At 73.5% G+C, this 22565-nt stretch carries 16 protein-coding genes; 11 read left to right on the top strand and 5 right to left on the bottom strand.

The window, feature by feature from the left end:
* Window positions 1-263 precede the first annotated feature (263 nt).
* A complete protein-coding gene (locus PIR02_17855) occupies window positions 264-1070 on the top strand; it encodes an RNA methyltransferase (protein WZH36592.1) in 807 nt (268 codons plus the stop codon).
* Window positions 1071-1147: 77 nt separating this feature from the next.
* Here PIR02_17855 and PIR02_17850 read toward each other — a convergent pair whose 3' ends face one another.
* From PIR02_17850 to PIR02_17835, 4 genes are all read right to left on the bottom strand, one after another.
* On the bottom strand, window positions 1148-2296 hold the full coding sequence (locus tag PIR02_17850) for an FAD-dependent oxidoreductase (protein ID WZH36591.1): 1149 nt from the start codon (window positions 2294-2296) through the stop codon (window positions 1148-1150).
* 85 nt (window positions 2297-2381) lie between these two features.
* Window positions 2382-3194 carry an alpha/beta hydrolase gene (locus PIR02_17845; GenBank protein ID WZH36590.1) on the bottom strand — a complete coding sequence of 271 codons (813 nt, stop codon included), beginning with the start codon at window positions 3192-3194 and terminating at the stop codon, window positions 2382-2384.
* A 37-nt stretch (window positions 3195-3231) separates the two neighbouring features.
* Window positions 3232-4251, bottom strand: coding sequence for an iron chelate uptake ABC transporter family permease subunit (locus PIR02_17840; protein ID WZH36589.1), 1020 nt, complete (start codon window positions 4249-4251; stop codon window positions 3232-3234).
* Window positions 4248-5288 carry an iron chelate uptake ABC transporter family permease subunit gene (locus PIR02_17835; GenBank protein ID WZH36588.1) on the bottom strand — a complete coding sequence of 347 codons (1041 nt, stop codon included), beginning with the start codon at window positions 5286-5288 and terminating at the stop codon, window positions 4248-4250. The genes PIR02_17840 and PIR02_17835 overlap by 4 nt, the downstream gene beginning before the upstream one ends.
* A gap of 164 nt (window positions 5289-5452) precedes the next feature.
* Between PIR02_17835 and PIR02_17830 the strand changes: the two genes are divergently transcribed.
* The 4 genes from PIR02_17830 to PIR02_17815 are packed head-to-tail and all read left to right on the top strand — an operon-like array spanning window position 5453 to window position 9334.
* Window positions 5453-6103, top strand: a complete 651-nt coding sequence (locus PIR02_17830; protein WZH36587.1) for an isochorismatase family protein — start codon at window positions 5453-5455, stop codon at window positions 6101-6103.
* The gene (locus PIR02_17825; GenBank protein ID WZH36586.1) at window positions 6100-7401 is read left to right on the top strand and encodes a SidA/IucD/PvdA family monooxygenase; all 1302 of its coding nucleotides are present in this window, start codon (window positions 6100-6102) and stop codon (window positions 7399-7401) included. Before PIR02_17830 ends, PIR02_17825 begins: the two co-directional genes overlap by 4 nt.
* Entirely contained in the window at window positions 7398-8135 is a 738-nt protein-coding gene (locus PIR02_17820; GenBank protein WZH36585.1) for an SDR family oxidoreductase, read from the top strand. The genes PIR02_17825 and PIR02_17820 overlap by 4 nt, the downstream gene beginning before the upstream one ends.
* The gene (locus tag PIR02_17815) at window positions 8132-9334 is read left to right on the top strand and encodes an isochorismate synthase (GenBank protein ID WZH36584.1); all 1203 of its coding nucleotides are present in this window, start codon (window positions 8132-8134) and stop codon (window positions 9332-9334) included. Before PIR02_17820 ends, PIR02_17815 begins: the two co-directional genes overlap by 4 nt.
* Here PIR02_17815 and PIR02_17810 read toward each other — a convergent pair.
* Complete coding sequence (locus PIR02_17810) at window positions 9265-10080, bottom strand: siderophore-interacting protein (protein WZH36583.1); 816 nt, start codon at window positions 10078-10080, stop codon at window positions 9265-9267. The genes PIR02_17815 and PIR02_17810 overlap by 70 nt on opposite strands.
* Window positions 10081-10228: 148 nt before the next feature.
* Between PIR02_17810 and PIR02_17805 the strand changes: the two genes are divergently transcribed.
* The 6 genes from PIR02_17805 (at window position 10229) to PIR02_17780 (ending at window position 22536) form a co-directional block, all read left to right on the top strand.
* Window positions 10229-11242, top strand: a complete 1014-nt coding sequence (locus PIR02_17805) for an ABC transporter substrate-binding protein (protein WZH36582.1) — start codon at window positions 10229-10231, stop codon at window positions 11240-11242.
* Window positions 11243-11318: 76 nt separating this feature from the next.
* The gene (locus tag PIR02_17800) at window positions 11319-13103 is read left to right on the top strand and encodes an AMP-binding protein (protein WZH36581.1); all 1785 of its coding nucleotides are present in this window, start codon (window positions 11319-11321) and stop codon (window positions 13101-13103) included.
* Window positions 13100-13867, top strand: coding sequence for an alpha/beta fold hydrolase (locus PIR02_17795; protein ID WZH36580.1), 768 nt, complete (start codon window positions 13100-13102; stop codon window positions 13865-13867). Before PIR02_17800 ends, PIR02_17795 begins: the two co-directional genes overlap by 4 nt.
* On the top strand, window positions 13864-14565 hold the full coding sequence (locus tag PIR02_17790) for a hypothetical protein (GenBank protein ID WZH36579.1): 702 nt from the start codon (window positions 13864-13866) through the stop codon (window positions 14563-14565). Before PIR02_17795 ends, PIR02_17790 begins: the two co-directional genes overlap by 4 nt.
* 8 nt (window positions 14566-14573) lie before the next feature.
* The gene (locus PIR02_17785; GenBank protein ID WZH36578.1) at window positions 14574-17951 is read left to right on the top strand and encodes an amino acid adenylation domain-containing protein; all 3378 of its coding nucleotides are present in this window, start codon (window positions 14574-14576) and stop codon (window positions 17949-17951) included.
* Entirely contained in the window at window positions 17944-22536 is a 4593-nt protein-coding gene (locus tag PIR02_17780) for a condensation domain-containing protein (protein WZH36577.1), read from the top strand. Before PIR02_17785 ends, PIR02_17780 begins: the two co-directional genes overlap by 8 nt.
* Window positions 22537-22565 lie beyond the last annotated feature (29 nt).

Here is a 22565-nt window from a genome sequence, read left to right as displayed (position 1 = left end):
CGCCCTTGTCCCGCGCCGCGCCGCGCTGTCCTACGCCGTGCTGTCCCGCGCCGCGCCCTGCCAGCCCGTGCCGACCCGCGCCGCGCCCTGCCGGTGAGTGTCCACGACACCCGGACGATTCTCCGAGCGTTCCGGGTGTCCTGGACACTCACCGGCGGTGGGGCGGGTTCCCGGGCGCGTCAGCGGTGCAGCGGGTTCCCGAAGCGCGTCAGTGGCGCGGAGGCAGCGCCGAGACCTGAGAGCGTTGCTGGCACGATGGGGTGATGCCCGTCATCCCGCTCGATTCCGCCGACGACCCGCGCCTCGCCGACTACCGCGACCTCACCGACGTCTCGCTGCGGCGCGTGGCAGAACCCGCGGGCGGGCTGTACATCGCCGAGTCGTCGAAAGTGCTCGACCGCGCGCTGCGTGCCGGGCATCGCCCGCGTTCGGTGCTCGTGCAGGAGAAGTTCCTCGCCGACGCCCTCGCCCTCGTCGGCGACGAGGCGGACGTCTACGTCGTCCCGGCGGAGATCGCCGAGCAGGTCACGGGCTACACGGTGCACCGAGGGCTGCTGGCATCGATGCATCGTCCGGCCCTGGCATCCGTCGAGGAGATCGTCCGCGACGCGCGACTCGTCGTCGTCCTCGAGGACATCGTGGACCACACCAACATCGGGGCCGCCTTCCGCTCGGCAGCAGCGCTCGGAGCGGACGCCGTGCTCGTCACGCCCCGCTGCGCGGATCCCCTGTACCGGCGGAGCGTCCGGGTCAGCATGGGCACCGTCTTCCAGGTGCCGTGGACGCGGCTCCCCGAATGGTCGGAAGCGAAGCCGCTCCTGCACGACGCGGGCCTGCACCTCGCCGCCCTCGCGCTCTCCGACGATGCGGTGACCCTCGACGCCTTCTCCGCCGCCGGTCACGAGCGCGTCGCCCTCCTGCTCGGCGCGGAGGGAGACGGTCTGAGCCGGAGTGCGCTCGCCGCCGCCGACACGGTGGTGACGATCCCGATGGCGGGGGGAGTGGACTCGCTCAACGTCGCCGCGGCGAGCGCGGTCGCTCTGTGGGAACTCGGGCGCGGGCGGCGCTGAGCGCCTGAGCGCGTGATCCCCGCCCGGGAGGGGCACTCAGCGCGCGCGGAACAGGCCGGCCCGCGGATGCCGGGAGCTCAGGCCGCGTCGTTGGCGTAGATGTCGCGGTACAGGCGCAGAGCCGAGGCCTCGAGGCGGCCTGCGGGTTCGGCCCTGAAGCGGTCGACCGCGAGCTCGGTCGGTACTGCGAGGTCGTCGAGGATCGCCGCCGTCAGCATGCGGGCGGTGCCGCCCGCGTGCGTGACCCACACCGCCTGGGCGACCCACGCCCCCGGGGCTCCGGGAACGGCGCCGATGAACGGGAGGTTGTCGGGCGTCATCGCGAACACGCCGTTCACGCGCGTCGCCGGGCTGAAGCGGGCCTCGGGTCGCAGAAGCTGCTGCGCCGACGCGATCGGGGCGTCGAATGCTGCGTTCCACGACAGACCCGCTCCGTCGGCGAGGTCGGCCGCACCCACCGTGACCGGGCGGTGGTCGTAGCTCCCGATGCCGAGCGTGTCGCCGTGTGCGCGCGCGTACACGTGGCGCTCGGGCCAGCGCACGAACGGCCCCGATGCCACGCGGGGTGCGTCAGCGCGCGCGTAGACGTAGGGGTGCGCGACCGGGAACAGCGGCAGATCCAGCCCGAGCAGCGAGGCGAGACCGGGACCCCACACCCCACCGGCCAGCACGATCTGATCGGCCGTATCGGCACGACCGTCGGCGGACAGCACGGTCCAGCGCCCGCCGTCGTCGCGGATCTCGACCACCTCGGCTCCCGTGACGACGCGCGCGCCCGACGCCTCGGCCGCCGTCCGGATCTCCGCTCGCAGCAGGCCCGGGGTCGTGACCCCGTCGTGGTCGTACCGCGCAACGGCGGTCACGCGCCGGTCGTCCACGAAGGACGGCAGCGCGCGGGCGTCGCCGATCGTGGCCTGCACGCCCGCGGCCCGCGCTGCGCGCACGCGTTCGGCGAGCGCGTCGGAGCCGTCGGGCGTGGTGGCCAGCTCGAGACCTCCGGGTGTCGCGAACGCGGACATCTCCCGGTAGGCCTCCACCGATGCCCGGGCGAGGTCGGTGAGGACGGGGGCATCGTTGTACACGCCGACGAAACCGGGGGCGAATGCCGTCGAGCCGCGGTGCCCGCCCGCGTCGCGCTCGAGCACGGTGACCTGCACGCCGCGGGTGGCGAGCTCACGCGCGACGGAGACGCCGACGATGCCCGCTCCGATGACGATGACGTTCATGGGCGGTTCTCCTGGGGGGGGTGGCGGGTCGGCGATGTCGCCGCGCTCACACCGTAGCGGGCGTGAACAGGACGGGTGGGCACGCTCAGGACGACGGCCCGGCCAGCCACGGGGCGACTGCTCGACGGAACGCGTCGGGCTGCTCGACCCAGGGGTAGTGCCCGCAGTCCTCCAACATCGTCACCCGCGCGCCGAGGGCTTCGGTGTAGGCGCGCACCGGAGCGACTCCGGTCAGCAGGTCGCGGTCACCGGCGACGACCAGGGTCGGGGCGGAGACATTTGCGCGGATGCGCTCGACCGCGTCGGCGGGGATGTCGCGGAACCACGCGTGGGCGGCATCCAGATCCACCGCCCCGACTCGGGCGTGCGCGTTCTCGGCGGTGCCCCAGTGCGCATATGTCGCGGGGGCCTGCCGCAGGAACTGGCGACGGAACTCCGCGGTGCTTCGGGCGTCGTTCTCGGAGAGGGCGTCGAAACCGGCGCGCACGGCCGGTTCCGCCTCCCGCGCGAGCTCGCCGACGTCGGACGGGGTGCCCGTCAGCCACGCGGCCGGTGGGGTGATCAGCGTCAGCGAGCGGACGCGGCCGGGGAAGCGGGCTGCGGCGGCCAGCGCCAGCCGCGTTCCCGCCGAGTGTCCGACGAGATCGGCGGTATCGAGGCCGAGGGCGTCGAGGAGCAGGACGACATCGTCGGCGTCCGCCCACCACCCGCGCGAGAGGCCGCCGCTGGTCGGAGTCCCGCGGGGATGCAGCACCACCAGTGCCCGGTCGTCGGCGAGCCCCGCAAGGTCGCCGAGGTACTCCACCCCGCGACAGGGGCCGCCGGGGAGCACGATCGCGGGTTCACCGCGGGCCGCGCCCAGGAACGAGACGGAGAACGGCAGGCGCGTCAGGTCCACCGTCACAGGATGCCACGCGGCGAGGCGGCGAGGCTGCTCACCGCCGCCGTCCGCCGATGAGCAGCGTCAGCAGATAGGCGCCGCCGAGGGAGAGGGTGACGAGACCCACGGGGGCGGCGATGCCCGCCTGGCTCAGCCCGAGCGCGGTCAGTTGCGCGGACGCGAGCAGGAACGCTCCCGCCCCGATCGCCGGGACCAATCCGGTTCCGGGAGCCAGGCGCCGTGCGACGTGGGGGGCCGCGAGCGCGACGAACGCGAGCGGACCGGTGTTGGCGGTCACGACGGCGGTCGCGACGACGGCGAGCGCGATCAGCGTCAGGCGCAGCCGCACGACATCGACCCCGTGGGCGGTGGCGATGTCGTCGCCGAGGTCGAGGCTGCGCAGCGATCGAGTGGTCAGCAGAGCCGCAACGGCGACCAGTGCGAGGATCGCTGTGCTCGGGCCGAGGCTCTCCCACGACACCCGCGCGAGAGAGCCCGCACCCCAGAGCCCGACCGACATCGCGTCGCCGACGTCGGCACGCGTGATGAGGAAGGCGTTGATCGAGCCCAGGGCCGCCGCGAAAGCGATCCCGACGACGATGAGGCGGAACGTCGACAGCCCACCCCGGTAGGCGAGGGCGGTGACGAGGGCGGCGGTGAGCAGGCCACCGAGGGATGCCGCGGCGGCGACCTCCCAGAACCCCTTCGCGCCGAGCAGGATCATCGCGATCGCCACGCCCGTGAAAGCGCCCACGTCGATGCCGACGAGGTCGGGGGAGCCGAGGGGATTGCGGGTGAGGCGTTGGACGACAGCACCGGCCAGTCCCAGCGCTGCGCCGAAGACGATCGCGGCGATCGCCGTCGGAAGACGCCACTCGACGAGCACGAGGTGCTCGAAGTCGCTCCCGGCGCCCACGGCCACGGAGAGGAGGCGGTCGGGTGCGATCGGATACTTCCCGAGGGTGAGGGAAAGGACCGCGAGAGCCGCGGCTCCGGCGAAGAGCGCGGTCGCGACGAAGACGGCACGTCGGCGTGGGGGTGCCGGTGCCGTCGCCTCGTCAGCGACGACGCTCACAGCCCGCTCACCTCGCGGCGGCGCACCATCGCGATGAGCACCGGGGCGCCGATGACGGCGACGACCACGCCGACGGGGATCTCGCCGGGGGCCGCGATGAGGCGGCCGATCACGTCGGCGACGAGCACGAGCACGGGGCCGGCGACCAACGACGTCGCGAGGATCCACCGCTGGTCGGGGCCGACGATCCAGCGCATCGCGTGCGGCACCATGAGCCCGAGGAACACGATGCCGCCGGTCAGTGCCGTCGCCCCGCCGGCCGTCAGGGCGATCGCGACGACGCCCATGGCGCGAACCGCGGCCGCGCGGGTGCCGAGCGCGGTCGCGAGCTCGTCGCCGAGGGCGAGAGCGTTCAGACCGGGAGCGCACGCGAACGCCAGCACCACTCCGACGACGATCACCAAGCCCATCACCCGTGCCTCGTCGAACCCCGTGGCCACGATCGAGCCGAGAGCCCAGTTGCGTACAGCGGTGAACGCCGCGGTGTCGCGCAGCGAGATGCCGGTCGACAGGCCTCCGAGGATCGCCGCGATGGCGACACCGGCCAGGAGCATGCGCGCCGAGCCCCCCGGACGCCCGGTGCGCCCGATCGCGAGGACGGCGGCGGTGGTGAGCAGAGCGCCGGCGAAGGCCGCGCCCACCACGGCGGAGGGGGCCGCGACCCCCCACACGGCTGCGGCGAGGGTGACGGCGAAGCCCGCTCCCGCGCTCACCCCGACGATCCCGGGCTCGGCGAGCGCGTTTCGCGAGACGGCCTGGATGAGGGCGCCGGCGACGGCGAAACCGGCGCCCGCGAGGATTCCGACCACGGTGCGCGGCATGCGGAGCCCCCACACCACGGCGGCCTGCTCGGCGGTTCCGGGCGCGATCACGGCGTCGATGAAGTCGTGGACGGAGATCTCGCGGCCCCCGAAGGCCAGGCTCAGGAGCACGGCGACGATCAGGCCCAGCCCGAGCAGTGGGAGCGCTGCGCGCCGTCGGCGCTGGAGATGCGGCATCCGGAAATCGCGCCGCGCGGACACGCGAAAGAGCGTCACGTCGCCGGGTCCTCTCGATCGGGGAGCGCTTGACAAAGTTTGGTTAGCCTAACTTTACTTGGCCGGGCGCCGGCTCGCAGCGACGAGCCGACCCGGCCCCCGATCGGCGGGCCGTCCTTTCCCTGCTGCGCGACCCGCAGCCGACTCGAGACGAGAGGGTGCCCATGGCTCTTCCCCGCATCCGGCCCTACGCCGCGCCGACCGAGATTCCCGCATCGACCTTGGGCTGGCACGTCGACCCGGAACGCAGCGTGCTGCTCGTCCACGACATGCAGGAGCACTTCGCCGGGGCCTTCGTCCGAAGCGCGGAGCCCTTCGCCCCGGCGGTCGCTGCGATCCAGCGGCTGCGCGACGCCGCCGACGCCGCGGGCGTCCCCGTGGTCTATACGGCCCAGCCCGGCGGTCAGTCGCCCGTCGAGCGCGGACTGCAACTCGACCTCTGGGGCGCGGGCGTGCCGAGCGGCGACGGGGAGCGCATCGTCGCCGAGCTCGAGCCGCGCGGGCAGGATCACCGCCTCACCAAATGGCGCTACGACGCCTTCGTGCGCTCGGGCCTGGAAGACCTGCTCGGCGACCTCGGTCGCGATCAGATCATCATCACCGGCGTCTACGCGCACATCGGGTGCCTCATGACGGCCGCGAGCGCGTTCATGGGGGACCGGCAGGCGTTCCTCGTCGCCGACGCCGTCGCCGACTTCTCGCGCGAGGACCACGAGATGGCGCTGTCGTACGTCGCGCGGCGCTGCGGCGTCGTCACCACCGCCGACGACGTGGCGCGGGCAGTGGCCGGCGCCGTGGCGGCGGTTCCCCGATGACCGGGCGGTACGACGCCATCGGCATCGGTTTCGGCCCTTCGAACCTCGCCCTCGCCATCGCCCTCGAGGAACGCGGCGATACCGGTCGGATGCGGTTCTTCGAGCGTCAGGCCCGCTTCGGATGGCACCGCGACATGCTGCTGCCCGGCGCGACGCTGCAGGTGAATCACCTCAAAGACCTCGTCACCCTCCGCGATCCGCGCAGCTCCTTCAGCTTCGTCAACTACCTGCACGAGCAGGGCCGACTGATCGACTACATCAACCTCAAGACGTCCTTCCCCACGCGGCTGGAGTTCCACGACTACCTGCAGTGGGCCGCCGCGCGCGTCGCCCCCGTGTGCGACTACGGCACCGAGGTCGTCGAGGTCCGCCTCGTGGGCGACGGCCATCGGATCGACGCTCTCGCCGTCGACGTCGTGCGCGACGGCATTCGCGAGAGCATCGAGACCGACAGCATCGTCGTCGGAGCGGGCCTCCGCCCCCGCCTTCCCCACGGCGTCGAGCCCTCGGCGCGCGTCTGGCACTCCGACGCGTTCCTCTCCGCGCTCGCCGGGTTGCCGGCATCCGCTCACGGCCGGTTCGCGGTCGTCGGTGCCGGGCAGAGCGCTGCCGAGATCGTCGAGTACCTGCACACCGGGTATCCGGATGCCGCGGTGCACGCGATCTTCGGACGCTTCGGTTTCGCGCCCGCCGACGACAGCCCCTATGCCAACCGCATCTTCGACCCGGCGACGATCGACGAGTTCCACGGCGCCCCCGTCGACGTGCGGGAGCGGCTCCTGCGCGTGCACGCCAACACGAACTACTCCGTCGTCGACCTCGATCTCATCGAGGAGCTCTACCGGCGGGAGTACGCCGAGATCGTGCGCGGCGCACGCCGGCTGCACGTCGAGAACGTCAGCCGTGTCGAACGCGTCATGGACCGACCCGACGGAGTGACGCTGACCATCCGCGACGAGTCGCGCGGCACGACCCGCGAGATCGAGGTCGACGCCGTCGTGTTCGCCACCGGCTACGAGCCCGTCTCGGTCGACGACCTCCTGCCCGCTCTCGCCGCACGCTTCGCGCGCGACGAGCAGGGCCGCGTCATCGTCGAACGCGACTATCGCCTGCGCACGGACGACGCGTTCGCTCCCGCCGTGTATCTGCAGGGCGGCACCGAGCACACGCACGGCCTCACGTCGTCGCTCCTGTCGGCGGTCGCCGTGCGCGCCGGCGAGATCGTGGAGTCGCTCGCCCTCCGGCGAGCGGAGGCTCGCGCGCGGCGGGGCGCGCTCGTCGGGAACGGTGTCTCGTGAGTGCGGTCGTCGTCACGGGAGCGGCGGGCGGCATCGGCCGCGCGGTCGTCACCGACCTCGTCGCGCGGGGCTTCTCCGTCGCCGCGATCGACCGTGCACGGCCCGAGGCGGCCGAGGGCGTGCTTCCGCTGGTCGCCGACGTCACCGACGAGACCGCTTTGGTGAGCGCCCTTGTCGAAGCTCGCGACCGGCTCGGCCCCCTCGCAGGGGCCGTGAGCGTGGCGGGCGTGTTCCACGTGGCATCCGCCCTCGACACCTCGATCGACGACCTGCTCGATCTCGTGCGCATCAACGCCGGCGGCGTGCTCGCCCTCGCGCGCGCCGCGATGCCCCACCTCGTCGAGGCGGGCGGCGGTTCATTCGTCGCCGTCACCTCCAACGCCGCTGCGACCCCGCGCACCGGCATGGCCGCGTACGGAGCATCGAAGGCGGCGGCGAACGCGCTCGTGCGCACCCTCGGTCTCGAGGTCTCGGCGCACGGCATCCGGTGCAACATCGTCGCCCCCGGGTCCACCGACACCGCGATGCAGCGCGACTTCCGCGCGCTCACCGGCGCCGGTCACGACAGCGTGGTGGCGGGGGATGCCACGGCCTTCCGGCTCGGTATCCCGCTCGGGCGGATCGCCGACCCGGCGGATGTCGCCCGCGTGGTCGGTTTCCTCGTGTCCGACGATGCCCGGCACGTGACGATGCAGACGATCACGGTCGACGGGGGAGCGGGGCTCGGAGCATGAGCGCGCTTTCCCCGCTTCCCCGCGGTGCCTCCGCGATCTACCGCGGGACGCAGCGAACGCTCGTCGCGTTCGGGCGACGGCGAACGGATGCCGAGGCCCCCGTGCTGCGGCGCATCGCGGCCGCGCACGACGACGGGGCGTTCGTCGTGCTGGGCTCTCTCGGCTTCGACCCCTCACGCGATGCGCGCCTGATCGTTCCGGAGCGCGTGGCGACGACGGAGACGGCCCGCGACGGCGTGCAGGCGCGCACCGCCGTGGCCCGCGCCGCGCCCCGCGATTTCCGTCTGGGCTTCGCGCCGGAGCCCGAGCCGGACGTCTTCGGCGAACTCGTCGGCGAGGCGCTCGAGGCCCTGCGGTCGGGGCGGCTGGACAAGGTCGTGCTCGCGCGCACCCTCGTCGCCGACCTCCCGCCCGACGTGCCGCGGGCGGCTCTCGTGCAGGCGTTGTTCGATGCGAACCCGACCGCGTTCGGCTTCGGCTTCGATCTCGGCACGACGGCCGACCCGCGCGTCTTCTTCGGTGCGAGCCCCGAGCTGCTGATCCGCCGCGTGGGGACGGATGTGCGCAGCGTCCCGCTCGCCGGATCGCTCCCGCGCAGCGCCGACCCGGAGATCGATCGGGCCCGGGCCGCGGCTCTCGCCACCTCGTCGAAGGACCTCGGCGAACACCGCTTCGTCGTCGACGCGATCGCCGCCGCTCTGGGACCGTTCTGCCGGAGCCTGCACGTGCCCGATCGCCCCGACGTCGTCGCGACGCCCACGATGTGGCACCTCGGCACGACGATCGAGGGCGTGTTGGAAGACCCGACCGTCACCTCCGCCGAGCTCGCCCTGGCCCTTCACCCGACCCCCGCGGTCGGCGGGGTGCCGACGGCGGACGCCGTCGCGGCGATCGCGGCGCTCGAACCGGTCCCGCGGGGGCCGTTCGCCGGGCCCGTCGGCTGGACGGACGCCACCGGAGACGGGGAGTGGGCCCTCGGCATCCGCAGCGCCGAGATCGTCGGCCGCACGATTCGGCTCTTCGCCGGCGCGGGGATCGTGTCCGACTCCGAGCCTGACCGCGAGATCGAGGAGACGGGCGCGAAGTTCCGCACGCTTCTGCGCGCGCTCGGTGCCGCCGAACCGGTCCGTCAGATGTCGATGTCGAAGTCGTCGGCGCCGTCCGTCGAGCCTGTCTCCTTCAGGAGCGCGGCGAAGTGATCGAGGCGCTTGGCGTCGATGACGCTGTTGCTGACGCCGCTCTTCCAATAGCCGAAGACGCGCAGATCGCCCTTGTCCATGCCCGCGGCGAGGCACCGTGCGCGCAGCGCCCGCATGTCGTCTCGTTCCCCCGCGGCCCACAGGACGGTGCCAACCGGGGCGTCGACGGCGTCGACGTCGGCGATGCGCTCGATGGAGACGTCCGGCACGGCCGGCAGCTGCGCGAGCACGACCTCGTCGCGGCTGGTCGTGCGCACGCGTCCGCGACTGCCTGCGGGCCACGCCGCGAGGATCGAGGCCACGGCGGGCAGAGCGGAGTCGTCGGCGACGAGTTCGATCGGGCGTCCGTCGTGGGCGGGCAGCAGGTGCGTGCGCGGACCGATCACGCGGACGCTGTCCCCGGCGCGGATGCCGGCGAGCCACGCGGTCATCGGCGTGCGGTGGCCGTGGCGCACGATGTCGACCTCGATCGTGCGCGGCGTCTGGAAGCGGCGGACCGTGTAGACGCGCGAGACGAGCGCGGTGTCGTCGTCGAGAGCGGGGACCTCGATGCGGATCGCGGTGTTCGGCTTCGCCCATTCCACCGGGTCGGGAGCGCCGCCCAGGTCGATCGTGACACGCGCGACGACAGGCGACACCTCCGCGACCGTGCGGACGAGGGCGATCTCGTCGGCCAGGCCGTGCGCGTGCGCCGGGTGCGCGATCACGTCGCGCTGGTTCTCGGTCAGTCGCAGCCTGCGGCTCATGGGAGTCCTCTCCGTCGTCGCCCCATCCTGTCGACGTCCGTCCAGGATTTGGCTTGTATTTAGGTTAGGCTAACCTATCTTCGAAGAGCGGGGGATCGGCATCGGCATCCCGCTCTCACCTCACAGCTCGCCCGTTCGAAGGAGTCCCATGTCTCTCGCCCGCTTCCTCCGCCCGACCCGCGTGGTCGCCGCGGCCGCCACCGTGGCGGTCAGTGCCGCGCTGCTGTCCGGCTGTGCCACGGGCCCGGCCGACGCCGCGGCCACGCCCGCATCCAGCGCGGGCGGTTTCCCCGTCACGATCGACGACGCCTACGGCGAGGCGACCATCGCCGCCGCGCCCGAGCGCGTCGTGACTCTCGGCTGGATGGAGGCCGACATCGTCACGGCCCTGGGCGTGGAGCCCGTCGCGACCTCCGCGTTCCCGTTCGACACGTCCGGCATCGCTCCGTGGCTCGCCCCGGAGCTGACGACGACTCCCGAGCTCATCCAGACCGCGGCCGCCGGCGCCGACCGCGCGCCTCTCGACCTCGAGGCCATCGCCGCCCTGCAGCCCGACCTCATCGTCGCGACCTCGTACGTGGACCTCGAGGCGAACTACGCGGCCCTCTCGGCGATCGCTCCGGTCGTCGGTCCGAGCGCGAAGAACATCCACCACCTCGATTGGCAGGTCGAGGCGCCGCTCATCGCCGAGGCACTCGGGAAGACGGAGGCCGTGCAGCCGCTCGTCGACGCCGACACGACCACGTTCTCCGAAGCCGGAACGAGCCACCCCGAGCTGAAGGGGCTGACGTACACGCTCTCGCTCGCGACTCCCAACGCCCTGAAGGTCGTCAACGACCCCGAAGACGGCAGCGTGCGCGCCTTCGACGCCCTCGGTATGACCTTCAGCCCCACGGCGGCCGCTCTTCCCTCTCTGGATGACGGCTCGGGGGCCGCGGGCCTGTCGTTCGAGACCGTCGACCAGGCCGACGCCGACCGCGTGTACATCGCGTTCCTCAGCGCCGACGTCAAGACCGCCTGGCAGAACAGTGCCGTGTATCCCACACTGACGGCCGTGAAGGACGGCCACGTCGTCGACCTGACGATGGTGCAGATCGCGGCGCTGCGCAACCCGTCTCCGCTGAACGCCTCGTACGCGTTGAGCGCGATCGCGGGCTCCTGACGCACCGGTCGTGGCGGGCCGCGTGCCCGTCACGACCGTTTTCCTCACCCGCTTCCCCAGACAGAGGTTCCCCCCGATGCCGAATCCCTTCGACGACCCCGATGCTCGTTTCCGCGTGCTGGTGAACGACGAGGGCCAGCACTCGCTCTGGCCGGTGGAACCGCCCCTGCCCGCCGGGTGGACCGCCGTCACCGAGCCGGTGCCGCGTCCCGAGGCACTGCGCGTCATCGACGCCGCCTGGACCGACCTGCGTCCGGCGTCGCTCCGCGTCGATCAGACCCTGCGCGCCTTCCGGCCGTACCCCGACGATGTCGCGGCCCTGTACCGCGGACGCGGGCACTGGATCGGCCAGACGTTCACCGACCTGCTCGATGAGACCGTCGAGCGCCACGGCTCGCGACCCGCGGTGATCGACGACGACCGCGTGCTCGACTACCGCGGCCTCGACCGCGCTGTCCGCGCGCTGGCCGAACGGCTCGCCTCCGACGGCATCCGTCGTGGCGACCGCGTCGTGCTCTTCCTGCCGAACGTCGCGGAGCATCCCGTCGCGGTGTTCGCCCTCGCTCTCCTCGGGGCGCTGCCCGTCTTCGCCCTGCCCGCCCACCGTGAGCGCGAGCTCGCCGACGTGGCGACCCGTTCGGCCGCGCGCGCGATCCTCACCCTCGGCCGTCCCGCCGACGCCGCCTACGCCGACATCGCCCGTCGCGGTGCCCCCGCCGGCGTGCGCGTGCTGGTCGTGGCATCCGTGGATCTCGACGCTCCCGCACCCGCCCAGCGGCGCGAGAGCCCGGCACGACCGGGTGACATCGCCTTCCTGCAACTGTCGGGCGGGACGACGGGCGGGCCGAAGCTCATCCCGCGCACGCACGACGACTACCTCTACTCCGTGCGCGAGAGCGCCACGATCTGCGGACTCGACGAGAACAGCGTCATGCTCGTCGCCCTGCCCGCCTCCCACAATTTCACGATGAGCTCGCCCGGCATCCTGGGCGCGTTCGCCGTCGGCGCCTCGATCGTGATGTGCTCCGCCCCGAGCCCCGACATCGCCTTCCCGCTCATCGAGCGGCACGGCGTGACGAGCGTCGCGCTCGTGCCGCCGCTGTTGATCGCCTGGCTCGACGCCGCGCCCGGTGATCGGCTGCGCTCGCTCCGCGCGATCCAGGTCGGCGGCGCCAAACTCAGCGAGGCCGTCGCTCGGCGTGTCCGACCCGAGCTCGGGTGCACGCTGCAACAGGTGTTCGGCATGGCCGAAGGGCTCGTCAACTACACGCGGCTCGACGACGACGAGGAGACGATCGTCACCACCCAGGGGCGGCCGATCTCCCCCGACGACGAGGTGCGCGTCGTCGACGACCACGATGAGTCGGTGCCGACGGGTGAGCGCGGGCACCTGTTGACCCGCGGGCCGTACACGATTCGCGCATACCTCGCGGATGATGCCGTGAACAGGGCGGCCTTCACCGCCGACGGCTTCTACCGCACGGGCGACCTCGTCTCCGTCGACGAGCGCGGATACATCCGGGTCGTGGGTCGCGCGAAAGACCAGATCAACCGCGGCGGCGAGAAAGTGGCGCCCGAGGAGCTGGAGAACCTCCTGCTCGGGCACCCGGTCGTGCACGACGTGTCGGTCGTGGGCGTCCCCGACGACGCCCTCGGCGAGCGCATCGCCGCCTACGTCATCCCGCGGCAGGGCCTCGCACGGGCGCCGCGGGCGATCGAGCTGCGACGTTTCCTCGCGGAGCGGGGCGTGGCCCGCTTCAAGCTCCCGGACACGATCGAGTTCGTCGCGGCCTTTCCGACCACGGGCGTCGGCAAGGTGAGCAAGGTGCGCCAGCGCACGCCCGAACGGACCACGCGGTGACCCGCACCATCGACCTCGGCGCCGTCGCGCGGGTGAGCGGTCCGACCGAGGCCGCATGGCGACTGGTGTGCCTGCCGCACGCGGGTGGATCAGCCGGTACCTACGCGCGACTCGGGCACGGTCTCGCCGACCCCCCGCACATCGTCGCCCTGCAGTATCCCGGTCACGAGACCCGTGTCGCCGAGGAGCCGTTGACGTCGTACACGGCGTTCGTCGCGGCCTTCGCCGGAGTGCTCGGGCAGCTCGCCGCCGACGAGACCCCGACGGTGCTGCTCGGGCACAGCTTCGGCGCATCCCTCGCGGCGGCGCTGTCGGCGCTCATCCCGGTCGACCTGCTCGTGCTGTCGGGGCGCCCGGCGCCCGGCCGGCGCCGCAGCGGCCGTCTCCCCGCCGACGACGACCGCGACGCCTGGCGTGCGTGGCTGCGCCGGCTCGGCGGCACTCCCGAGGTGCTGCTCGGCGACGAACCGTTCCTCGACCTCGCGATCCGCGCGCTGCGCGGTGACCTCACGGCCGCGGCCGAGTTCGACCGCCCGGGACCCGCGGCCGAGGCCGAGCGCGGTCCGCTGCGCGCCGGAGGCCTGCTCACGGTCGCCGGACGCGACGATCCCGTCGCCGGTCCTTCCGCGGTCGCCGAATGGATGCCATTGCTCGCCCCCGGAGGCATCGATCACGGCACTCTCGTGCTCGAAGGCGGACACTTCGCCCTCTTCGACCAGTCCACGCTCCTGCTGTCGCGGATCCGCACGGCGGTGGGCGCGTGATCGTCGCCGCCCGGACGCTCGCGCCGGGGCATCCCTGGCTGAGTCCCGGTGAGCGTGCGCGTCTCGCCGTGATGCGTCCGGCGCGCGCCGCCGAGTTCACCACCGGCCGCGTCCTCGCCCGCGCGCTGGTCGCCGCAGCGACCGGGTCGGCTCCCGCCGACGTGACCATCGACATCCGCCCGCCCGGTGACCCGCGTGCCGGCATGCCGTGGACCCCGGACGCCGACGGAGGGATCTCGATCGCCCACTCCGGTGGGGTGGTGCTCGCGGCGTACCGGCCGGAAGGCGACGTGGGGGTCGATGTCGAAGCGGGGATGGACGCGGCGAGTACCGACGCCGTCGCCGACTACCTTCCCGCCGCGGAGCGCCCCGAGCGCGGATGGGACGCCGCCACTCTCGCGACGGCATGGGTGCGCCGCGAAGCGGTCCTGAAGTGTCTGGGCGCGGGCCTCGTGCCGGCTCCCGACAGGCTCACGCTCGCCCCCGCCGATGCGGCACCGGCCGTCGTGGCCTGTGCGCTGGATCCGACGGCGCGGCTGGTCCTCGTCGACCTGGACGTCGGGGGACTACCGGGCGCTCTGGTCGTGCGCGCCGAGGGCGTCGGCATCCCTTCCCTTCCCGAGGCCGTCGATGTCGGCGCTCTCGTTCCCGGTGCCGAGGGCGTCGGCATCCGTCTGTCCGTTTCCGTTGGAGTCTGAGGAGAACCGTGTTCGACCGCACCCGCATCACCGCCGAGATCGCCGACCAGCTGGGCATCGCCCCGGTCGAGATCGAACCCGACGACGACCTGCTCATGCACGGGCTCCACTCGCTCGCCATCATCCGCTTGGCCGAGCGGTGGCGTGCGGAGGGAGCCGAGGTGGGCTTCGGGGCGCTGGCGGCCGATCCGACCGTCGCCGCCTGGGAACGCCTCCTCGCCGGTGCCGGCGCTCCTGCCGTCCGGGAGGCGGCACGCCCCGCGGTGCACGACGACCCCCGCTTCGCCCTCGCCCCCATGCAGCACGCGTACTGGAGCGGTCGTCAGACGCAGCACCGTCTCGGCGGCGTCGCCGCGCACCTGTACGTCGAGTTCGACGGACACGGCATCGACCCCGACCGTCTCGCCCGCGCGGTGACGGCGCTTGTGACGCGCCACCCGATGCTGCGCGCGGCCTTCACCGATGACGCGATGCAGTGGATCGTCCCGGCGGCGGCGGTGTCCTCGCCCTTCCGGGTCGACGACCTGCGCCATCTCGACGACGCCGCGGCCGCGCGCGAGCTCGAGCGTCTCCGCGACGAGCGCTCGCACCAGATGCTCGACGTCGTCGACGGTCAGGTGGTGCAGGTGGCCCTCACGCTGTTGCCCGAGGGGCGGACGCGACTGCACGTCGACGTCGACATGCTGGCCGCCGATGCGCAGAGCTACCGGCGCATCCTCGAAGACCTCGCTCGCGCGTACGACGAGGACGCGGCGCTCGGCGCTCCCGCGCACCCCGGGTACCGCGAGTACCTGGCCGCCGAGGCCGACCCCGCGGCGCGCGAGCGCGACCGCGCGTGGTGGGCCGAGCGCCTCCCCGCTCTCCCCGGCGCCCCGGCGCTGCCCGCCCGGGCGGAGGGCGATCGCCCCGCCCCTCACGCCAGCGTGCGTCTCGCCGAGACCCTCGACCATGTCCGCGCCGACGCTCTCGCGGCGCGCGCCCGGAGCCTCGGGGTGACACCGTCGGTGGTGCTCGCCACGGCGTTCGCCGAGGTCGTGGCGCGCTGGTCGACCACGCAGCGGTTCCTCCTGAACGTCCCGCTCTTCACCCGCGCTCCCGTCGTGGCCGACGTCGACGACCTCGTCGGCGACTTCACCACTTCGGTGCTGCTGGCCGTCGATCACACGGCACCGGAGTCGTTCCCCGAGCGGGCGCGACGGCTGCAGACCCAGCTGCATGCGGCGGTCGACCACTCCGCGTACGGCGGACTCGACGTGCTGCGCGACCTCGGCCGCGCCGCGGGCGAACCCGTCCTCGCTCCGATCGTCTTCACCTCGGGACTGAACCTCGGGCGGCTGTTCTCGGAGCGGGTCCTGGGGGCGTTCGGCACGCCGTCGTGGATCATCTCCCAGGGTCCGCAGGTCGAGCTCGACGCCCAGGTGGTCGACGTCGCCGAGGGCATGCTCGTCAACTGGGACGTGCGCCGCGACGCCTTCCCTCCCGGCGTGATCTCCGACATGTTCCGCGCGTTCATCGATCTGATCGACGCGGTCATCGACCACGGCGACGGCGACGTTCCCCTCCCGGCAGGTCAACTCGCGCGGCGCACCGCCCATGACCGGCCGGCACCGGGCGCCCGCACCCTGCACGACGCGTTCTTCGCGCGGGCGCTCGCGCACCCCGACGCGGTCGCCCTCCGCTCGGCCCGCGGTGACCTCACCGCCGGTGAGGTGGCCGAGCGTGCGCTCACCCTCGCGGCACGTCTCGCCGGGATCGGTGTCGGCCCGGATGACACGGTCGCGGTGCGCCTGCCCAAGGGCATCGATCAGGCCGTCGCGGTGCTCGGCGTGCTCGCGGCCGGCGCAGCCTACGTGCCGATCAACGTCGACGATCCTGCCGCCCGTCGCGACCGCATCCTCGCCCGCTCCGGCGCCCGCGCACTGGTCGGCGCAGCCGAGGGCGTCGACGTCCCGGTCCTCGCCGTGGCGGGGGATGCCGTCCCGCTCGTCGCGCCCGTGCCCGTCGAACCGTCGTCGATCGCCTACGTCCTGTTCACGTCGGGGTCGACGGGCGAGCCGAAGGGCGTGGAGGTGCCGCACTCCGCCGCCGCGGCGACGATCGACGCGATCGCCGCCCACTTCGCGCTCACCGGTGACGAGCGCACGATCGCGCTGTCGTCGCTGCAGTTCGACCTCTCGGTCTACGACCTCTTCGCCCCGCTCGCTCTCGGAGGGTCCGTCGTCATGCCCGACGCCGCCGACACGGGCGACGCGTTCGCCTGGGCCGAGCTCATCGAACGGCACGGCGTCACCGTGGTCAACGCGGCGCCCGCCCTCCTGCGCATGCTGCTCGACGCGGCATCCGACGATCAGCTCGCGAGCGTGCGCACCGTCATCACGGGCGGGGATTGGGTTCCCGGGTCGACGGCCGAAGCCTTCGCCGCGCGCGTTCCGGGCGTGCGCTTCGCCGGACTCGGTGGCACGACCGAGACGGCGATCCACTCGACCGTGCACGAACCGGATGCCACGCACGTCGAGGCCGTCGTGCCCTACGGCGTGCCGATGGCGGGTGTGCGCTGCCGCGTCGTGAATGAACGCGGCGAGGACTGCCCCGACCACGTCGTCGGCGAGCTGTGGATCGGGGGTGCGGGCGTCGCGCGTGGCTACCGCGGCGATCCCGCGCGCACGGTCGACCGGTTCGTCGTCCACGACGGTGTGCGCTGGTACCGCACGGGCGACCTCGCGAGCTACCGTCCCGACGGGGTGATCGAGTTCCACGGGCGCCGTGATCACCAGATCCAGTTGCGCGGGTACCGCATCGAGTTGGGCGAGGTCGAGCGCGCTCTCGACGGTGTCGCGGGGGTGGATCGCGCGATCGCGGCGCTGCTGCCGGTGCGGTCGGGAGTGCTCGCGGTCACCGTGGCCCGCCGTACGGGCGCCGCCCTCGATGATGCGGCGATCCGTGCCGCTTTCGCCGAGCGGCTGCCGGCATACATGGTGCCCGAGGTCGTCGTGCTCGTCGATCACCTGCCGTTGACGGTCAACGGCAAGATCGACCGGGCCGCTCTGGCCGAGGCGGCGGCACGAGCGGCGGCTCCCACAGCCACCGTCGCCGACGAGACGGCGCTCGAACGGGCGGTGGCGCTCGTCATGGCGGAGGTGGTGGGGGCGGAGACTCTCAGCGCCGACGATGACTTCTTCCGCATCGGCGGCGACTCCGTGCGGGCCGTCGCGTGCGTGGCGGCCCTTCGCGACGAGCTGCGGGTCGCCGATCTCACCGTCGCCGAACTGTTCGAGGCGCGAACGCCTCGCCGCATCGCGGCGGTGCTCGCCGATCACGGAGGAGACGACGTGCACGTGATCGCGGAACTCCTCGTCGAGATCGTGACGGAGGGCGCCGATGTCTGAGCGAACGCCCTCCCGCGCTGTGCCGGCGATCAGCAGCGCGCCCACGGATTCCGTGCCTCTCACCCCTCTGCAGCGGGCGTACCTCGCCGCGCGCGACGGTTCGGCCCCCCTCGGGGGCACCGGGATGCTCGACGTCCGCGTATGGGAGGGCGATGTCGATGCCGATCGCGTGCGCGAGGTCGTGGCATCCCTCGCCCGACGACACGAGGCGTTGCGGTTGCGGATCGAGGGCGAGACGCAGAGCGTCGCCCATGAGGCCGACCTGCTGCGCACCGTGGACCTCCGCGGCGGGGGAGAAGACGCCTTCGCCGACCTGCTCGCGGGGCTGCGCACCACACCCCGGCCCCTCGACGCGCTGGTCGAGGTCGTCCATGTGCGCCGCGACGACCGCGATGCGGTGGTGCTGTGCTCCGACGCGCTCGCCCTCGACGGGCAGGGCCTGACCCGCGTGATCGCGGAGGCCGCGCGGCTCGTGGCCGATCCGGCGGCGGCCCTCCCTCCCACCCCGACCGGTCTGCTCGACGCCCTGCGTGCGGTGCCCGCGGCGGTCGAGCCCGACCGGGTGCAACGCGCAGCGGCCGATCTGCCCGGCGCGCCGCGTCTGCCCTGGCGCGCGCCGCTCGACGGCCTGGGCGCGATCCGCACGGAGCGTACGTCGCGGGTCGTCGACGCCGCGGTCTGGCGGCGCGCGGTCCTCGCCGGGGGAGCCGCGGGGCTCTCCGCGCACTCTGTCGTCGCGGGCGCGATCGGCGACGAGCTCGCTGCACGTTCCGGGGGTCCGGTGCGGCTGTCGGTGCCGACCGCGGGCGGCCCCGACGACGGACCGGTGGGACCGTTCGCAGGATTCGTCGTCGTGGGTGCGGGAGCGATCCCGGCCGACGCCGTCGCGAGCGCCCGCGAGCTGCAGGCGGAGCTGTTCGCGCGCCTCGACGGCCCCGACGGTCCCTCGATCGCCACAGCCCTCGCCCGCCGCGACCGCACGGCGGTGGCGTGCCCGGTGGTCGTGACCAACGGCTTGACCTGGACTGAGACCCCTGCCCCGGTCGCCGCCTGGACCGCGACGCCCCAGGTGGCCCTCGACATCCGACTGGGCGAGAGCGACGGCGCCCTCGTGCTCACCGCCGACGTCGCGGTCGACGCTCTCACGCTCGAGACCGTGGACGAGATCCTGGATGCCGTGGCCCAGCGCCTCGACGCCGTCGGGCGTCCGCGACCCGCGGCGCGTGCCTCGTCGCTGCTGAGCGGCGCGAAACGCGCCCGCATGGACGCCCTGTTGAAGGCGCGCGGGATCGCGGCTGCGGTCCCGGCTCCGGCGCGGACCGACGAGCTGGTCGCCTCGCCGTCGGAGGAGCGCATGTGGCTGCTGCACGAGCTCGACCCGCACGCCGCGACGGGGGCCGTCGCCCTCGCCGTCCGGTTCGACGGCGACGTCGACGCCGACCGGCTCGACACGGCGCTGCGCCGCACCGTCGACGACTTCCCGGCCCTCCGTACGGTCTGGGATGCCGTGGAGGGCGGCGTTCGCCCGCGCGAGCTGTCCGCCGACGAGGTCGCCGTCGAGCGCATCTGGCTGCCCCTCGACGAGGTGCGCGCATACGTCGTGGACCGCGCACGCATCGCTTTCGACCTCGCCACGGAGGCGCCCCTGCGCGTGTCTCTCATCGACACCGGCGAACACGGACTCGTGCTCGGGATCGTGGGGCACCACATCGCCCTCGACGATGCGTCCTGGCATCCGTTCTTCACCCGGGTGAGCGCGCACTACGACGGCGACGCCCCGGAGATCGACCGCGGTGTCTATCGGCGGTTCGCCGCCGAGAAGGTGCGCTGGCTCCGCGGGACGGGCAGCGCGCCCGTGCTCGAGCGCTGGCGCGCGGTCCTCGACGGGGCAGCGCCGCTGAGACTCCCCGCCACCTGGCGTCGGACGACGTCGGAGCCCGCACCGGTCGGGGTCGAGGCACACGACATCCGTCGCCTTCGCGTTGACGTGCCGCGCATCGGCGAGGCGAGCGCCCGGACCGGCGCCGGCGGACTGCACACGGTCGCGGTGGCCACGGCGGCGGTCCTGACGGCCGCGACCGGTCGCACCGACGGGGTCATCGACCTGCCCGTGCTCGACGTGGAGGGCATGGGAGCCCTCGCGGTGGGGGCGCGTGGCAACCTCGTGCCCCTCCGGATCGGGATGCGCGACGACGACACCGTGGCGTCGCTGACGGCTCGGACCGTCGAGGCCGTCCGCGCCGCGACGGCCGGAGGTGTCGTGCCCATCGAGCTGATCCGCCGCACCCAGCCCGCGCTGCGCGAGCGCGGCGGGTTCCTGCTCGTCGGTGTCGGTGACGTGGTCGCCTCCGCCCGCCTCGGCGGGGCCACGGCCCGCGAGATCGAGCTCCCGCCGCTGGCGGCCGAGCCGGGGATCACGATCGCCCTTCGCGAGGGCGCCGCGCCCGCGCTGGAGGTGTCGTGGTCGGCCGATGTGTCCGAGACGGCAGCGCGAGCGCTGCTCGACGCCGTGCGGACAGCCGTCGAGGCTCTCGCGACGGCGGAGGGCGACGATCCCGCTGCGCGTCTGCTCCGCGACGTCGTGCTGCTGCAACCGGCGTCCCGCAGCGCCGCTCCCGTCGATACCGTGGCCGGCGCCCGTCGCGTGGTCGTGGCTGCGGACGAGGTGCTCACCGAACGGGGGAACGCCGTGCTCGACGCGTTCCGCGCGGTGCTCGACGCCCCGGCGCTCGGTCCCGACGACGACTTCTTCGACGCCGGCGGGCACTCACTGCTCGCGACCCGCGTGATCGCGACCCTTCGGGCGCGCGGGATCGAGGGGCTGCGGATCGGAGACTTCTTCGCCCGCCCCACCGCGCGGGCGCTCGGTGAGGTCGCGGGCGGAGCGCGGGAGACGGCGCGGCCCCGGAGCACGCGCGCGCCGCGTCCCGACGCGGTTCCGCTGCGTGCGCAGCAGCGCGGGATCTGGTTCCTCGACCGGTTCGACGACGGCGGCCTCGGATACGCCATCCCGTACGTGCTGCGGTTCAGCGACGCCCCCGACGCCGCGGCGCTCCGTTCCGCCGTGCGCGACGTGCTCGTGCGGCATGAAGGCCTGCGCGTCCTCGTCGACGTCGTCGACGGTCAGCCGACACAGCGCGCGGTTGCCGAGGAACACCTCGACGAGCTCCGCTGGTGGTCGACGGATGCCGACGACCTCCGCCGCGGCTTCGACCTCGACCGTGAGCTCGGTGTGCGGGCGGTGCTCACCGCCGAGGGGCGGGCGCTGGGTCTGCTGCTGCACCATCTGGTCGCCGACGAATGGTCTACCGGCATCCTCCTCCGTGATCTCGCCACGGCGTACGCGGCCCGCGCGGTCGGAACCGAGCCGGAGTGGACGGACCCGGCGCCCTCGCCTCTCGATCTGGAGGGCGAGCGCCCCGCCGCCGCCGACTCGCTGGCGTTCTGGCGCGCGCGACTCGCCGACGCGCCCGAGGGGCTGCCGATCGCCGCCGACCACGCGGTCGATCCGCTCGCACCTCCCGACGGTGGCTGGATGCCGTTCACCGTCTCGGCTCGCACCGCCGAGGGCTTGCGTCGCGTCGCCCGCCGCACCCGGTCGAGCCTGTTCGCCGTTCTCGAGGCCGCGGTCGTTGCGACCCTCGCGCGTCTCGGCGGACGCGACGACCTCCTCATCGCCGTCCCCGTCGCCGGTCGTGACGAGCGGACCACCGATGTCGTGGGCATGCTCGCCAACACGATGGTGCTGCGCCATCGCGTTCCCGCCGACGTGTCGCTCGACGCCCTCGTGGTCTCGGCGCGCGAGACCCTCGTCGAGGCCCTCGCGCACGAGGCGGTGCCGTTCGAACAGGTCGTGCTCGCGGTCGGCCCCGACCGATCGAGCGGACTGAGTCCGCTGGCCACCACGATGGTGCAGCTGCACAGCGGGGGAGAGCTACGCGGCTCCCTCCCGCACCCCGGCGGTGAGATCGCCTACGAGATCGCCGAGCCCGAACGCACGCACGCCAAGTTCGAGCTGTCGTTCGAGTTCGTCGACGACACCGAGGGCCTTCGCGGCGGCATCGCGTTCCGCACCGCGTTGTTCGCGCCGCCGACCATCACCCGTCTCGCCGAACGGCTGCTCGCGGTGATCGGCGCGCTGGCCGACCATGACGGAACCGCCACCCTCGCCGAGCTCCCCTTCGCGCGAGGCGAGGCGAGGGCGACGCCGCCGCGTGTCGCGGATGCCGAGCGTGCCCCGCGCCGCGAGGGGGAGCAGGCAGCCGCCTCCGGTCCGGCCACCGATGCCCTCGACGTCGTCCTCTCGTGCGCGGCCGAGGTCCTCGGCATCCCGCAGCCGGCGCCCGGGGAGTCGTTCTTCGCCCTCGGCGGCGACAGCATCTCGTCGATCGCGTTCGTCGCGCGCCTGCGGGAGCGCGGTCTCGCCGCCGCCCCGCGTCAGGTCTTCGCGCACCCGGTGTTCGCGGATCTCGCCCGCTCGATGCAGCCCGCCGACACCCCCTCGGAGGCGCCCGAGAGCGCCCCGCTGTCCGCCTCGGGTCTCAGCCCCGACCTCCTCGCCGCCCTGATGGGAGGCGCCCGATGATCGCCGACGCTCTGAACCCGCTCGCCCCG

The organism is Microbacterium enclense (genome assembly GCA_038182865.1).
Lineage (GTDB): Bacteria > Actinomycetota > Actinomycetes > Actinomycetales > Microbacteriaceae > Microbacterium > Microbacterium enclense_B.
This window is presented reverse-complemented; position numbering and strand designations above follow the sequence as displayed.